General features: G+C 61.8%; 8 protein-coding genes and 1 tRNA gene. 3 read left to right on the top strand and 6 right to left on the bottom strand.

Annotation, left to right across the window (positions count from 1 at the left end):
* Positions 1–123 precede the first annotated feature (123 nt).
* The 6 genes from IGS60_RS19280 to IGS60_RS19255 form a co-directional block, all read right to left on the bottom strand.
* Positions 124–1,548: a hypothetical protein gene (locus IGS60_RS19280; protein ID WP_230505868.1), complete on the bottom strand. Its 1,425-nt coding sequence runs from the start codon at positions 1,546–1,548 to the stop codon at positions 124–126.
* 932 nt (positions 1,549–2,480) lie between these two features.
* Positions 2,481–2,570: transfer RNA gene (locus IGS60_RS19275), tRNA-Ser, on the bottom strand.
* A gap of 93 nt (positions 2,571–2,663) precedes the next feature.
* On the bottom strand, positions 2,664–4,709 hold the full coding sequence (locus tag IGS60_RS19270; RefSeq protein WP_070224855.1) for a bifunctional diguanylate cyclase/phosphodiesterase: 2,046 nt from the start codon (positions 4,707–4,709) through the stop codon (positions 2,664–2,666).
* 1 nt (position 4,710) lies between these two features.
* Entirely contained in the window at positions 4,711–5,883 is a 1,173-nt protein-coding gene (locus IGS60_RS19265; RefSeq protein ID WP_230505867.1) for an EAL and HDOD domain-containing protein, read from the bottom strand.
* 218 nt (positions 5,884–6,101) lie between these two features.
* Positions 6,102–6,731, bottom strand: coding sequence for a response regulator transcription factor (locus IGS60_RS19260; protein ID WP_070224853.1), 630 nt, complete (start codon positions 6,729–6,731; stop codon positions 6,102–6,104).
* A 16-nt stretch (positions 6,732–6,747) separates the two neighbouring features.
* Positions 6,748–8,118, bottom strand: coding sequence for a cache domain-containing protein (locus tag IGS60_RS19255; protein WP_230505866.1), 1,371 nt, complete (start codon positions 8,116–8,118; stop codon positions 6,748–6,750).
* 246 nt (positions 8,119–8,364) lie between these two features.
* Between IGS60_RS19255 and IGS60_RS19250 the strand changes: the two genes are divergently transcribed.
* The 3 genes from IGS60_RS19250 (at position 8,365) to IGS60_RS19240 (ending at position 13,871) form a co-directional block, all read left to right on the top strand.
* Entirely contained in the window at positions 8,365–10,425 is a 2,061-nt protein-coding gene (locus tag IGS60_RS19250) for a carbon starvation CstA family protein (protein WP_070224851.1), read from the top strand.
* Positions 10,425–10,625 (top strand): YbdD/YjiX family protein, encoded by a 201-nt coding sequence (locus IGS60_RS19245; protein WP_010396213.1) that lies wholly within the window; start codon positions 10,425–10,427, stop codon positions 10,623–10,625. The genes IGS60_RS19250 and IGS60_RS19245 overlap by 1 nt, the downstream gene beginning before the upstream one ends.
* Before the next feature lie 375 nt (positions 10,626–11,000).
* Positions 11,001–13,871 (top strand): response regulator, encoded by a 2,871-nt coding sequence (locus IGS60_RS19240; protein ID WP_230505865.1) that lies wholly within the window; start codon positions 11,001–11,003, stop codon positions 13,869–13,871.
* The last annotated feature ends 1 nt before the right edge of the window (position 13,872 follow it).

Genomic DNA, 13,872 nt, shown 5'->3' with positions numbered 1-13,872 from the left:
GAGCCTATTCACAATCTTATGCCTACAAAAATGCCTACAACGCCACGCCACCAGACGACATCACACCGCTCTTATTTGTGCTCACGAGCGGAAGCAATATAGCCAGAAGCATTGCTGGCCGGATCAATCTTCCTTCTTGGGTTCATCCGACGCCACGATCAACTTCGCTGCTTCGACAACCTTCACAGCTTCAGCCTTCGCACTCTTCGCTTGCTGAAGGCTTTCGCTGACCATCGCCATTATTTTCGCTGGTAGATCGGGCGCCGCTTTTAAAGCTTCTTTTACCGTATCCGAGTTGAGCAATTCTGACCAAGGAGAACCATGCTGCTCCGCCTCCACCAACCTCAACGGTGCTTCGTCCAAACGAGTCAATGCGGAGCGGAAAAGCGTCGCCTGGAACTCAGGATCAAGAACAGCAGCCTCTTTCCGGTAACCTTCGTAGGCTTTGGCAACAGATGCTTTAAAGGCATAGTCCTCCGACAAGCGGAATCGCTGGCCAATCTGTTTGGTGGCTAACCACGAAAACCATAGGGGCGCACCTACTCCTAAGAATGCAAGAAGTATCTGAGCAACTATGGCAGGCCAGTTTGGATTGTCTGCTCGGAGCTCCGCAGCCAATGAAGACAAACGGTTGATTCCCACTACAGAGCCGGCGATCAAGGCTACGACCAAACCCCCGACCCATAACTGCATAGAACTACCAAGCGAGGCAGCTTTTTGGTCGAATGCTCCTGCTAGTCCTTTGGTCGTTGTGATGTGGTAGGCCTCTTCACACTTTGCGATAAGTTTTTCAGCTATGTCTTCATTTTTTTTCATACTATCCAAAGTAGCCTGGATCTTCTTCTGCATGTCATCCAACGCATTCTCGGTTTTCACCTGAACCTCGCTCCAGGCAGTACTGGCTCGGCTCTCTATAGAATCGAGTACTTCCGCCGCCTTTGTTGCTGACTCGGCGCTTTTGGAGGCATTTCTGTCGGTTTCTTGAGCGGTCTGCTCGACTGCCTCCCGAGCCTCTCTCAAGGATTGCAAATCCAACTCAAGATTTTCTGCTACATGATGCGCGGTATTGATTGCTGCAACCTTCTCGGTCAGGCCTGGAATAGCTGACTCAATGTCTTCCACGCGACGTTGTGCGGCAACCGAGCGCCGGGCAAGCTGGGCTGGCAAAGAAGCATTAGATACGGCCACCCATCCTGACGAAGGTAGCAATTTATTACGTATATATTTTAGGGTTTCAAACATGGCTGGAAACCCCTGTACGCCTCCGTTGTAGGTATTCGGCAGCGTCTGGGTTTGCATCACAGAAATACGATGTGACAAATGCAATACCCATGGCTTCATCTCATCGGGGTACTTTTCGGCGTTCACGGAGCGTAGATCATCGGCAATACTGCGAACGACCCAAGAGAAATCTTGCCGGTTTAAGGCTGGGGCTGGCCACCCCCAGTAATCAGTGAAGATCTGGTCCGTATTATGGGGAAATGAACTCACTATTTCATCAGCGAACTGGTCGAGTGCGGTACACACTAAGGATAGATCTTGATGCATAGCTTGCTCCTCCCCGGAAACTAAATTATCCAAATGGTAACATGCGAGTGAGACTAGCAATCAGAAATTGTCAATGCGACGCGAGGGGAATATCCGCCATCCAGACACGGGATAACGCGCGGGGGCGTAGAAGCTGGCTAAGTCGGAAAGCAAATTAGGATCAAGACCGCGCGTATGCGGCGCTCGAGGTCGCCGCGTAGCTGCAGTTTGAGGAATCAGGGTGGGCTGGGCCGGTAGGCCCATTCCTTCGAACGTCACGAACAGGTTAAGCCGTCGCTAGTTTTCAAGTCTCCAAAAGAACGAATTTCAGTCCGCACTCAACGTTTTTCAAGCAACTTGCCCGCCCCTGCTAAGACAGCCCGGCACAGACAATGCGGAAATGGTTTTTGTCCGAGCAACGACTTTAATACAGTGAAGTATGCAGTGTATTGTCCCTACGAGTCGCGGCCATAGACTATACAAATTACGCCAAAAGCTGCGCTAATCATTTCCCCCCTTCGGTTCTGACTTGCGCCCTTTCGAAACCTCAATTGGCGGCGGGGTTGACTTGAGTTCTCTAGAAATTTCAACTGTCGGCCGGCTTGGCTTGAGTCCTCCAGAAAACTCTACATACCCTGACTCACTCACCCGCACTCTTGATCGCCCCCCAATTGAAGGGCGGCTTGAACCGGGGCGCGAGGGTCAGGTCCGCTATTCGGACACGAACTGATGCGTCGGGTGCTGTGAAAGCTGGCTCAATCGCAAACCTAATTAGAACCACGAACGCGCGCCCTCGGCGCGCGAAGCTGCCGCGCAGCGGCAGCGGTTGGAGGATTCGGGGCGGGCTGGGCCGGTAGGCCCAGCCCTTCGAATCTCACACGCAGGGCGCGAAGGCGCCCTGCTCGCTTCCGCCAGGCAATAAAAAACCGCCCGAAGGCGGTTTCTTTATTTCCTGGCGGAAGCGGTGAGATTCGAACTCACGAACAGTTTAACCCGTCGCTAGTTTTCAAGACTAGTGCCTTCAACCACTCGGCCACGCTTCCAGATGGCAGCATTATACATAAAGGTCACTGGCTTACCAATGGCTAGTACTGTCGTGGCCTTACTCCCCCAACGGCAAGGGCTGGGGCAGGCACCTACACCCCCCAGTTTTCCCGCAGCGCCCGCTCGAACTCTCTCGCCGGCAGCGGGCGCGAGAACAGGTAGCCTTGTACTTCGTCGCAGCCGGAACTCTTCAGGAAGGCCAGCTGTTCGGCCGTTTCCACGCCTTCGGCGATCACCTTGTGGTGCAGCTGCTGGGCGATGCTGATGATGGTGCTGGCGATGGCGCAGTCGCTGGCGTCGGTGGGGATGCCGGTGGTGAACGAACGGTCGATTTTCAGGGTATCGATGGGGAAGCGCTTCAAATAGGACAGGCTCGAATAGCCGGTGCCGAAGTCGTCCAGCGACAGGGCCACGCCCAGAGCCGTGATGCGGTCCATGATGGCGATGACCCTCTCGATGTTGTGCATCAGGGTGCTTTCCGTGATTTCCAGTTCCAGCCAGGCCGCTTCCAGGCCGTAGCGGGCCAGGGTCGCCGCCACCCTGGCGGGCAAGGCTGCCGTGAATTCGCGCGCGGAAACGTTGACGGCCAGGCGGATCGGCGGCAGGCCAGCCAGCTTCCATGCTTGCGCCTGGGCGCAGGCCGCTTCCAAGACCCATTCGCCCACCTGCACCACCAGGCCCGTCGATTCGGCCAGCGGGATGAATTCGGCGGGCGGGATCATGCCGTGCTGCGGGTGATGCCAGCGCACCAGCGCTTCGGCGCCGATGATGCGCCCGCTGCCGAGCGCGTACTTCGGCTGGTAGTGCAGCAGCAGTTGCTGTTCCGACAGGGCCTGGCGCAAGCCCGTTTCCAGGCGCATGCGCGCCTGCATGCCCTGGTTCATGTCCTGGCTGTAGAAGGCCACGCTTTCCGCTTCGCCGCCGCTATCCTGCTTGGCGCGGTACATGGCGATGTCGGCCAGGCGCAGCAGGGTTTCCGCATCCTGCCCGTCCTGCGGATACACGCTGATGCCGATGCTGGCGCCCACGCGCAGGTCGTGGTCCTCGATCAGGAATGGCTCCACCAGCGAGGCGAGGAGCTTTTGCGCCACCATGCTCGCTTCGAAATGCTGGCCGATGTCGAACAGGCCGACGGCGAACTCGTCGCCGCCCAGGCGGGCCACCAGGTCCTGGTCGCGCAATACTTGGCGGAAACGCAAGGAGACCTGGCGCAGCAGTTCGTCGCCGATGCGCCGGCCCAGGGTGTCGTTGATCAGCTTAAAACGGTTCAGGTCGATGAACAGCACGCAACCGAGCATCTTGCTGCGCTGCGCCACGCTGAGAGCCTGGTCGACCAGTTTGGCCAGCAAGGTACGGTTGGGCAGGCTGGTCAACGGGTCGTAGTAGGCCAGGTGGTGCAGCCGCTCTTCGGCCAGCTTGCGTTCCGTGATGTCCGTCAGGTAGGCGATGAGTCCGATGGGCTTGTCGTCCAGGTCTTGCAGCGGCGACAAGGACAGGCTGGCCCAGAAGACCTCGCCCGACTTCTTTCGCCGGCGCACCTCCATCAGGCGCCCTCCCTGCTCCAGGAAGGCGTCGTGGAAACCCGTGTCTTCGTCGTCGTACAGGAACAGGATGTTGCGCCCCACGGCTTCCACCGAGGTGTAGCCGAACAGGCGTTCGGCGCCCTTGTTCCAGCTGGTGATGTAGCCCGTCAAGTCCATCGTCAGCACGGATTCGTGCAACTGGTCGAGGATTTGCGTCTGCTGCGCCAGCAAGGCTTCGACTTGCGCGTAGGCATGGGTCGAGCGTTGCGCCAGCGAATGCACCTGCAAGACGCCGGCCGTCAACGATGCCAGGCTGGCCAGGTGGCGGCGGTCGGCATCGTTATACAGCGGTCGGCCGGCCACGCTGTAATGACCGAAGCAATGGCCGTCGAAGCTGACTTCCTGCAACAAAGCAGGCGTATCGCGGGGAAACGGCACGGCTGGCGCAGCGGCGTCCGTACTGGCCGCGGGCAGGAACTGGCCATGCGGGCTGGCCATCACGGTGCTGGCGATACGGCCCAGCTCAGCTACCAGCGCGGAGCCGCGCAAACGCACGACGGCGTCGCACAGGGCGGCGCTGTCAGCGAGGAAATCCGACACCGGAAACAGGGTCATGCTAGAGGTTCCGGCTGACCTGGATGGCCCATTGGTAGGCCTGCAGCAGGCTGCGCCAATAGGTTTCTCCATCGATGCCGGCGCGGCGCAAGCCGTCGAGCGGCGGCGTGGCGCTTTCGACCAGCGCCAGCAAGGCACCCAGCTCGCCATTACGCTCGAGCAAGGCCGTGCTCACTTCGGGCGCCAGGTTCAGGGTGGCGATGATGTCTTCCATCGGCATGCCCAGCAAGACGTCGAGCAGGGAAAACACGCCTGCCATGAAGGCCAGGTCTTGCGCGTCGCGGTCGCCGCCGCGCAGCTGGCACAGCGCTTCCATCTGCGCCGCGCGCACGGCCGCCAGCGGCAGCAGCGCGTGGATTTTGCCATCGTCTTGCTGGCGCGCATACAGCAGCAGTTGCAGCCAGCGCTGCAGCTGGCGCCGGCCCAGCAGGGTGATGGCCTGGCTGAAGCTGCTAATCGGCGCCGTGAAACCGAAGGCGGCGGAATTGACCAGTTTTAATAGATGATAGCTGAGCGATGGGTCTTGCTTGAGCGGCACTTCCAGCTCGTGCGCGTCGGCATCGCGGGCCAGCAGACCCAGCAGCGCCAGCACGCGGCGCCGCGACGTGGCGTCTTCCGGCTCGCTTTGCTGGCGCGCATGGTGCAGGGCGTAATCGCCGGCAAACCAGCTCACGCCGAGTTCTTGCAATTCGGCAATCTGCCCCGCGTCGGCGATGTTGTAGGCCAGGTGCGGCCCCGGCAAGGGCAGCAGCTGATGCAGGGCCGGGCGGGCGCCGGCCGCGTCAAAGCTCAGCGCACGCGCATCGACCTGCGCCGCCGTCACGGGACCGGCCTCGGCGCCATCGAGCAGGATGCGGTAGCCGGCGTCGCGCCATTGCCGGCATTTTTTCTGCAGCGCTTTGTCGTCGGCAAGATGGGCAGGCAAACGGAAGATGGTGCGTTGCGGCGCCAGTTGCGCCAGCACGGCCTCGTCCACGCCATGCGGGTCGGCCAGGGGAATGATGCAGTCGAGCGGCGCCAGGAAGGCATACGCATCGGCGGCGGCCAGCGCCGCCAGCAGCGACGCCGTCGAGGCCTGCGGTACATGCAGGGTAACAGCGACCCACTCGTTATGAGCATTGGCTACTGCTTGTAATCCCACCAACGGAAACAGGTTTGATTCAGACGCTGACATCGGTATCTCAGTGTGGGTAGGGCGCCATAGTAAATAAACTGACCAGCATTGGCAACCCTGGCCCGACAGGGATGCCATTTCGACAGCGAGATTCATTCTATCCGAATCTCACCCATGAAACAGTTTAATTTTGGCAATAAATATTCAAAAAGAACATTCCCCCGCGAGACCCGCCTGTCATGCGGGTTTAATGAAAGCGCGGCGCCGCGCGCGCCTTCTCAGGCGCTGCCGCCTTGTGCATGCTCGACCGCATATTTGATCAATTCGGCCTGCCCTTCGATGCCGAGCTTGCGCTTGATGTTCAGCCGGTGCGTCTCCACCGTGCGCACGCTCAGGTCCAGCACGCGGGCGATCTGCTTGTTCGACTGGCCCGCCGCGATGTGCTGCAGCACTTGCTGCTCGCGCGTGGTGAGGAAGGAATCGTGGACTTGCGGGCGCGACAGCTGCCGCGCCAGCGCCGCGCTGTAATAAATGCCGCCGGACATCACCGTCTCGATGGCAAACACAATATCTTTCCCTGGGGCATCTTTGAGTACATAGCCGCGTGCGCCCGCGGCGATGGCTTGCGACACGTATTCGAGCTTGTCGTGCATGGACAGGATCAGCACGGCAATCTGCGGGAACGCCTGCTTGAACAGCGCCGTCGCCTCGATGCCGTTCGTGCCGCGCATATTGATATCCATCAACACGAGGTCCACCTGGTGTGCGCGCGCCTGGGCCAGCGCTTCGTCGGCGCCGCCCGCCTCGGCCACCACGTCGAAATGCGCCACCGCTTCCAGGCGCGCGCGCAAGCCGTCGCGCACGAGGGGGTGGTCGTCCACCAGCAGGATGTTGATCTTCTCGGTCATGGTTGCGTATCTGTTCTTAGTGGGTGGATGAAAGGGCGAGCCGCGCCAGCACCACGGTGCCGGCCGGGGACGAGGTGATGTGCAGGCTGCCGCCGATGGCTTCCATGCGTTCCGTCATGTTGCGCAGGCCGATGCCGCGCTGCGGATGCAGGGCGATGCCGTCAAAGTCGAAGCCGCCGCCGTTATCCTCGATGCGCAATTCCACGGCCTTGCCCGCCTCGCGCAGGCTCACTTCCACGCCGCGGGCGTGGGCATGGCGCTCGCAATTGGTCAGCGCTTCCTGGGCGATGCGGAACAGGACGGTATTCACCATGTCGGGCAAGCCCTCGCCCGCCGCCGCCGGACTGGCCGTGAAACTGGCTTGCGCGCTGCTGCTGTCGTTAAACTCATGCACGAGATGGTCGAGCGCGGCGGCCAGGCCCAGGTCATCTAAAATGGCCGGACGCAGGTTGTGCGAAATGCGCCGCACCTCGCCCAGCACCTTGTTCAGCTGCTCGGCGGCACGCTCGAACGTGGCCGGCGCCTTGTCTTTCTGTTCCGCATTGCCGGCCAGACGCGCGATGCCCGCCTCGATCTGCAGCTTGATCGACACCAGCCACTGGCTGATGCCGTCATGCAAGTCACGCGACAGCCGCGCCCGCTCTTCCTCCTGCGATTCAACCACGCGCTGCGCCAGCACTTTCAGCTTGGCATCGGCCACGCGCAGTTCGCGCAGGTTCAGCACGAGGCCGCAGGCGGCCACCAGCAGGGAGCCGAGGATGGCGATGGCGGCGATCAGCTCCATGGTCGAGCGGATATTGCGCGACTGCTGGGCGTCGACCTTGGCCAGCGCCTGGTCCACGTCGTCCATGTAAATACCGGTCCCCATCATCCAGCCCCATTCCGGCATCAGGATCACATAGCCGAGCTTGGGCGCGGACTTGTTGGTCGACGGCTTGATCCAGTTGTAGCGCTCGAAACCGCCGCCGCTCTTCGCCCGCTGCATCAGGCGCTGGATGGTCAGATTGCCCTCGGCGTCGCGCAGCTCCCACAGATTCTGCCCCACCAGCTCGGGCTGGCGCGGATGCATCAGCGACTTGCCCTGCAAATCATAGATGAAGAAATAGCCGTCGTCGCCATAGCTGAGGGCGGACAGGATGCGCTTGGCCTCCTCTTGCGTGGCGTCATCCTTGCGGCCAGAACCATATAAAGAGGCGATGGAATGGCTGGCCAGGGTCACGTAATGCTTGAGCTCGGCTTCCTTGCTGGCCAGGTACGCTTGCTGGATGGTGGCGCGCTGCTGCTCGGCCAGGGTGATCGCCTGGTGCCGCACGGCAAACGCAATGGCGCACAGGGCGAGGATGAGCGGCGTGATGGCCAGGAAGATGACTTTCTGTCTGAGTTTCATGGCCTTGCGCGCTCCGGCGGCGTCGATGCTGGTGGGAATGGGTGATTTTACGTCGCGGCGCGGCGATCGGTCTGCGTAGTAATACTGAGCGTTACTGCGTAGTGCTGCGCTTGCGGCAATTATACGATTCCTGAATACTCGCCATAAGCTGCAGATACACCAAAAGTCACATCCAAACTGGCGACGACCAGGCTCGGCAGCACACATCTTCGCACGGCACAGCGCCCGTCAATCTCTGGAGGAAGCATGAACCGCATTTTCAAACAACTCGGCTGGGCAGCGCTTGCGCTGGCAGGCGCCGGGTCCCTGGGCGTTGTCGCCCTGCAACGTGGCGAACCGATCAGCGCGATCTGGATCGTCATCGCCGCCGTCTGCGTCTATCTGATCGCCTACCGTTTCTACAGCCTGTTCATCGCCGACAAGGTGCTGGGCCTCGATGCACGCCGCATGACGCCCGCCTTCAAGCACAACGATGGCCTCGACCACGTGCCGACCAACAAATATGTGCTGTTCGGCCACCATTTCGCGGCGATTGCCGGCGCCGGCCCCCTGGTCGGCCCCGTGCTGGCCGCGCAGATGGGCTATCTGCCCGGCATGCTGTGGATTTTGGCGGGCGTCGTGTTTGCCGGCGCCGTGCAGGATTTCATCGTGCTGTTCATTTCCATGCGCCGCGATGGCCGTTCCTTGGGTGACCTGATCAAGGCTGAACTGGGCGAAATTCCCGGCATGATCGCTCTGCTCGGCTGCTTCATGATCATGGTCATCATCCTGGCCGTGCTGGCACTGATCGTCGTCAAGGCGCTGACGGGCTCGCCTTGGGGCAGCTTCACCGTGATGGCGACGATTCCCATCGCCCTGTTCATGGGCGTGTACTCGCGCTTCATCCGCGTGGGCCGCATCGGCGAAATTTCCATCATCGGCTTTGTGCTGCTGATGCTGGCCATCATCGGCGGCCAATACGTGCAGGAACATGCCGTTCTCGGCCCGATGTTCACGTTCACGGGCACGGAACTGACGTGGATGCTGATCGGCTACGGCTTCATCGCTTCCGTCCTGCCCGTGTGGCTGCTGCTGGCGCCGCGCGACTACCTGTCGACTTTCCTGAAAATCGGCACGATTCTGGGCCTGGCCATCGGCATCATCGTCGTCGCGCCTTACCTGAAAATGCCGGCCATGACCAAGTTCATCGACGGCTCCGGCCCCGTCTGGTCGGGCAATCTGTTCCCCTTCCTGTTCATCACGATCGCCTGCGGCGCCGTTTCCGGCTTCCACGCGCTGATTTCCTCGGGCACCACGCCGAAGATGATTGAAAACGAAAGCCACGCCCGCTTCATCGGCTACGGCGCCATGCTGATGGAATCGTTCGTGGCCATCATGGCCCTGGTGGCCGCCTCGACCATCGAGCCGGGCATCTATTTCGCCATGAACAGCCCGGCCGCCCTGATCGGCACCACGGCGGAATCGGCCGCCCAGGCGATTTCGCAGTGGGGCTTCTATGTCACGCCGGAAATGCTGACGCAAACGGCCAAGGACGTTGGCGAGCACAGCATCATTTCGCGCGCGGGCGGCGCACCGACCCTGGCCGTGGGCATGGCGCAGATCCTGTCCGGCGCCATCGGCGGCAAGGCCATGATGGCCTTCTGGTACCACTTCGCCATCCTGTTCGAGGCGCTGTTCATCCTGACAGCCGTCGATGCGGGCACGCGTGCCGGCCGCTTCATGCTGCAAGACTTGCTGGGCAGCTTCGTGCCAGCGCTGAAACAGACGGAAAACGTCATCGCCAACCTGCTGGCCACGGGCCTGTGCGTGGCGGCCTGGGGCTACTTCCTGTACCAGGGCGTGGTCGATCCATTGGGCGGCATCAACACCCTGTGGCCGCTGTTCGGCATCGCCAACCAGATGCTGGCGGCGATTGCACTGATCCTCGGCACGTGCGTGCTGTTCAAGATGAAGCGTGGCCAGTACGCATGGGTCACCATCACGCCGACGATCTGGCTGCTGCTGTGCACATTGACGGCGGGCTGGCAAAAGATTTTCGACGCCAACCCGCGCGTCGGTTTCCTCGCGCATGCGAAGAAATACTCGGCGGCCCTCGATGAAGGCACCCTGCTGGCGCCGGCCAAGTCCGTGGCGCAGATGCAGCAGATCATCTTCAACGATTACCTCGACGCCGGCCTGGCCGCCTTCTTCGTCATCGTCGTGATCAGCGTGCTGTTCTTCGGTATCCGCACCATCATGAAGGCGCGCGCCGACAGCAAACCGAGCACCAAGGAAACGCCGTTCCAGGCCATGCCCACGGTGCAATGATGATAGATGAAATCATCAAGGCTGGACGGTATCTGGGGCAAAGCATGCGGCTCATGTGCGGCTTGCCCGAGTACGACACCTATGTGGCGCACCGGGAAGTGACCCATCCCGGCGAGCCGATGATGACGTATGAAGAGTTTTTCCGCGAGCGGCAGGAAGCCCGTTACGGCGGGGCGGGAAAACGTGGAGGTTGTTGTTAATAGTATGGTCAGTCCCTTCGGGATCGGCATGTGCCCCATTGGGACACATGCCCCCTCCTGGGTCTGACCCCGGCCTTTCAGGGGTTTAATTGCATCCCCAAAAGCAAATACCGGGGTCAGTTGCGTAGGTCGGATTAGCTCGTAGAGCGTAATCCGACAACATCGTTGGCGCGGCCGGTGGTGGTGTCGGATACGCGCGGCTTTGCCGCGCTAATCCGACCTATGTGCTGCCCTCCGTTGTTTCATCTCTTATAAGTTCCCCTCCCCTCTCCTCCATTAGACCCACATCAATATCGGGATGTGTCTTCGCGTCTATATTTTTCCAATAGGAAATTAAAAAACAGTCAACAGGCCGACCGGAGAAGCGCCACAACCATGTTCAATTTCCAACGCTCCAGCATCAGCCAGAAGCTGACCATGATTTCGGTATTGTCGTCGGGCTGCGCGCTGCTGCTGGTGTTCGTGGCGTTTGCGCTGACTTCCGTGCTCAACCACAAGAACGATGAAGGCAAGCAACTGCTGTCGCTGGCGGGCGTGATCGGCGCGGCCAGCGCGGCGCCCATGCAGCTGGGCAAGCCGGCGCAGGCGCAGGCGGAACAGGTGCTGGCGGCACTGTCCGCGCGCGACGAGGTGGCCCAGGCGGCCCTGTTCGACAAGGGCGGGCGCCTGTTCGCCCTGTACCGCGCGCCGCAGCATGCGGACGGCCTGGCAGCGCCGGAAGACATGGACCCGGCCCTGCTGGCCGACATGGCCGTGCAGCCCGTCACGCAAGGCTCGGGCACGACCCTGGCGCCCGCCATGCGCTTGTACCGCCCCGTCTACCGGCCAGGCGAGCCGCAACAGATCATCGGCGCCGTGCTGATCGAGGCGGACCTGAACCACATGTGGCGCGACATCGGCCGCCACGTGGGCGCCATCGGCGGCGCCACCGTGCTGTCCTTCCTGATCGCCGTGTTCCTCGCGCGGCGTTTCAAGAGCGTGATCGCCGAACCGATCACCAAGCTGATCGATACGGCGCAAAAAGTGTCGAGCAGCCAGACCTACAGCCACCGCATTGCGCACCAGCGCAGCGACGAGCTGGGCGTGCTGATCGACAGTTTCAACGACATGCTGGCGCAGATCGACAGCCGCGACAGCACCCTGGCCAATTACCGCGACCAGCTCGAGCGCCAGGTGGGCGTGCGCACGGCGCAGCTGGAAAAAGCCAAGGATGCGGCCGAGGCGGCCAGCCAGGCGAAGAGCGCGTTTCTCGCCACCATGAGCCATGAAATCCGCACGCCCATGAACGGCGTGCTGGGCATGACGGAATTGCTGCTGGCCAGCCCTTTGAGCCCGCAGCAGCGCCACTACACGAGCATGGTGCAGCGCTCGGGGCAGAATCTGCTGGTGATCATCAACGACATCCTCGACTTTTCCAAGATCGAGGCAGGCAAGCTGAGCGTGGAATACATCCGCTTCAATTTCCGCGAATTGCTCGACGACATAGAACACGTGTTCGCGCCGCAGGCGGAAGCGAAGAATATCAGCCTGGAATTCGACATCGCCTACGACATTCCGATCGCCATCTGCGGCGACCCGAACCGTTTGCGCCAGATCATCGTCAATCTGCTGGGCAACGCCATCAAGTTTACGGAAACGGGCAAGGTCACCGTGAAGGTGACCGTGTGCAGCGAAGACGCGCCCAGCGTGGGCTTGCGCTTCGAGGTACACGACACGGGCATCGGCGTATCAAACGAGGCGCAGACGCGCATCTTCGAATCGTTCTCGCAGGCGGACGGCTCGACCACGCGCAAGCACGGCGGCACGGGCCTTGGGTTGACGATCTCGAAACAGCTGGTGGAACTGATGGGCGGCACTATCGGCGTTGATAATGCTTTAACGCAAGGCTCGATCTTCTGGTTCGAAGTAAATTTCGATAAGCGGCGAGTCGACAGCGACGACCCCTCCTTCAACCTGAAAACCACGCGAGGGTTACGCGCCTTGATCGTCGACCACACACCCGCCACGCGCGCCGTGCTGGAGCGGCAACTGGCCAGCTGGCACATCGTCAGCGACAGCGCCGGCACGGCCAGCGACTGCCTGGCCAAGCTGCGCGCGGCGGCCCAGGCGGGCACGCCATATGGCGTGGCCCTGCTCGACATGGAATTGCCGCGCACCAGCGGCCTGGCCCTGGCCGCCACCATCAAGAGCGACCCGCTGCTGGCCGACCTCAAATTACTGCTGCTGAGCACGGAACAGGCGGCGGCCGACCCCGTGCAGCGGCGCGAGGCGGGCGTGGCCTTCCAGCTGATCAAGCCGGCCCGCGAATGCGATTTGTTCGACTGCATCGTCACGCCGCCGCGCGCCAGCGATAGCCTGCGCATCCATCCGCCGCATGCGGCGCGGCAGGTGGGCCGGCGCCAGCGCCGCCGCGTGCTGCTGGCCGAAGATAACCCCGTCAACGTGGAAGTGGCGCTGGCCATGCTCGACAGCCTGGGTCTGGACGTGGTCTGCGCGCGCAACGGCGAAGAAGCCCTGCAGGCGGCGCAGGCCGAGGATTTCGATCTGATCCTGATGGATTGCCAGATGCCCGTGATGGACGGCTTTGCCGCCACGGCGGAAATCCGCCGCCACGAACAGCAGTGCGGCCACGCGCGCGTGCTGCCCATCGTCGCCATCACGGCCAATGCGCTGCAGGGCGACCGCGAAGCATGCCTGGCGGCCGGCATGGACGATTACCTGAGTAAACCGTTCACGCAGCAGGACCTGGGCCACACGATTGCGCGCTGGATCACCCTGCCGCGCGCCGCCACCGTGCACCACAGCGAAGCGCCGGAGCCGCAGACGCCGCAAGAAGCGCCGCAGGAAGCGCCGCCCGAGGTGACGCCGCCATCCGCCGCCACGGCATCGGTCCAGCCGCTGAACCGGCAGGCGCTGGAAAACATCCGCGCCCTGTCGCACGCCGACGGCGATGCGCTGCTGGAACGGGTCATCCAGGCCTTTACCGGCGAGACGCCGCGCCAGTTGAGCGCCATGCGCGAAGCGATCGCCGGCGCGGACGCGGAAGCGCTGCGCAAGGTGGCGCACAGCCTCAAATCGGGCAGCGCCAACGTGGGCGCCGACGGCCTGGCGCAGCTGTGCAAGGAGATGGAAAAACTGGGCCGCGCCGGCAGCACCGAGGGCGCGGCTCCCCTGCTGCTGCAGATGCAGCAAGCCTTCCTGACCGTACGCGAATCGCTGAACGCCATCCTCGTGAAGGAACACTGAC

It is taken from the genome of Janthinobacterium sp. FW305-128 (genome assembly GCF_020858135.1).
In the GTDB taxonomy this organism is placed as follows: Bacteria; Pseudomonadota; Gammaproteobacteria; order Burkholderiales; family Burkholderiaceae_D; genus Janthinobacterium.
Note: the sequence above shows the minus strand (reverse complement) of the source record. Positions and strands in the feature narration are given on the sequence as shown.

Excerpts from the sequence above, each read along its gene's own strand:
- IGS60_RS19245 (WP_010396213.1), top strand. The coding sequence starts at position 10,425 with ATGATAGATGAAATCATCAAGGCTGGACGGTATCTGGGGCAAAGCATG.
- IGS60_RS19280 (WP_230505868.1), bottom strand. The coding sequence starts at position 1,548 with ATGCATCAAGATCTATCCTTAGTGTGTACCGCACTCGACCAGTTCGCT.
- IGS60_RS19270 (WP_070224855.1), bottom strand. The coding sequence starts at position 4,709 with ATGACCCTGTTTCCGGTGTCGGATTTCCTCGCTGACAGCGCCGCCCTG.
- IGS60_RS19255 (WP_230505866.1), bottom strand. The coding sequence starts at position 8,118 with ATGAAACTCAGACAGAAAGTCATCTTCCTGGCCATCACGCCGCTCATC.
- IGS60_RS19250 (WP_070224851.1), top strand. The coding sequence starts at position 8,365 with ATGAACCGCATTTTCAAACAACTCGGCTGGGCAGCGCTTGCGCTGGCA.
- IGS60_RS19265 (WP_230505867.1), bottom strand. The coding sequence starts at position 5,883 with ATGTCAGCGTCTGAATCAAACCTGTTTCCGTTGGTGGGATTACAAGCA.
- IGS60_RS19260 (WP_070224853.1), bottom strand. The coding sequence starts at position 6,731 with ATGACCGAGAAGATCAACATCCTGCTGGTGGACGACCACCCCCTCGTG.
- IGS60_RS19240 (WP_230505865.1), top strand. The coding sequence starts at position 11,001 with ATGTTCAATTTCCAACGCTCCAGCATCAGCCAGAAGCTGACCATGATT.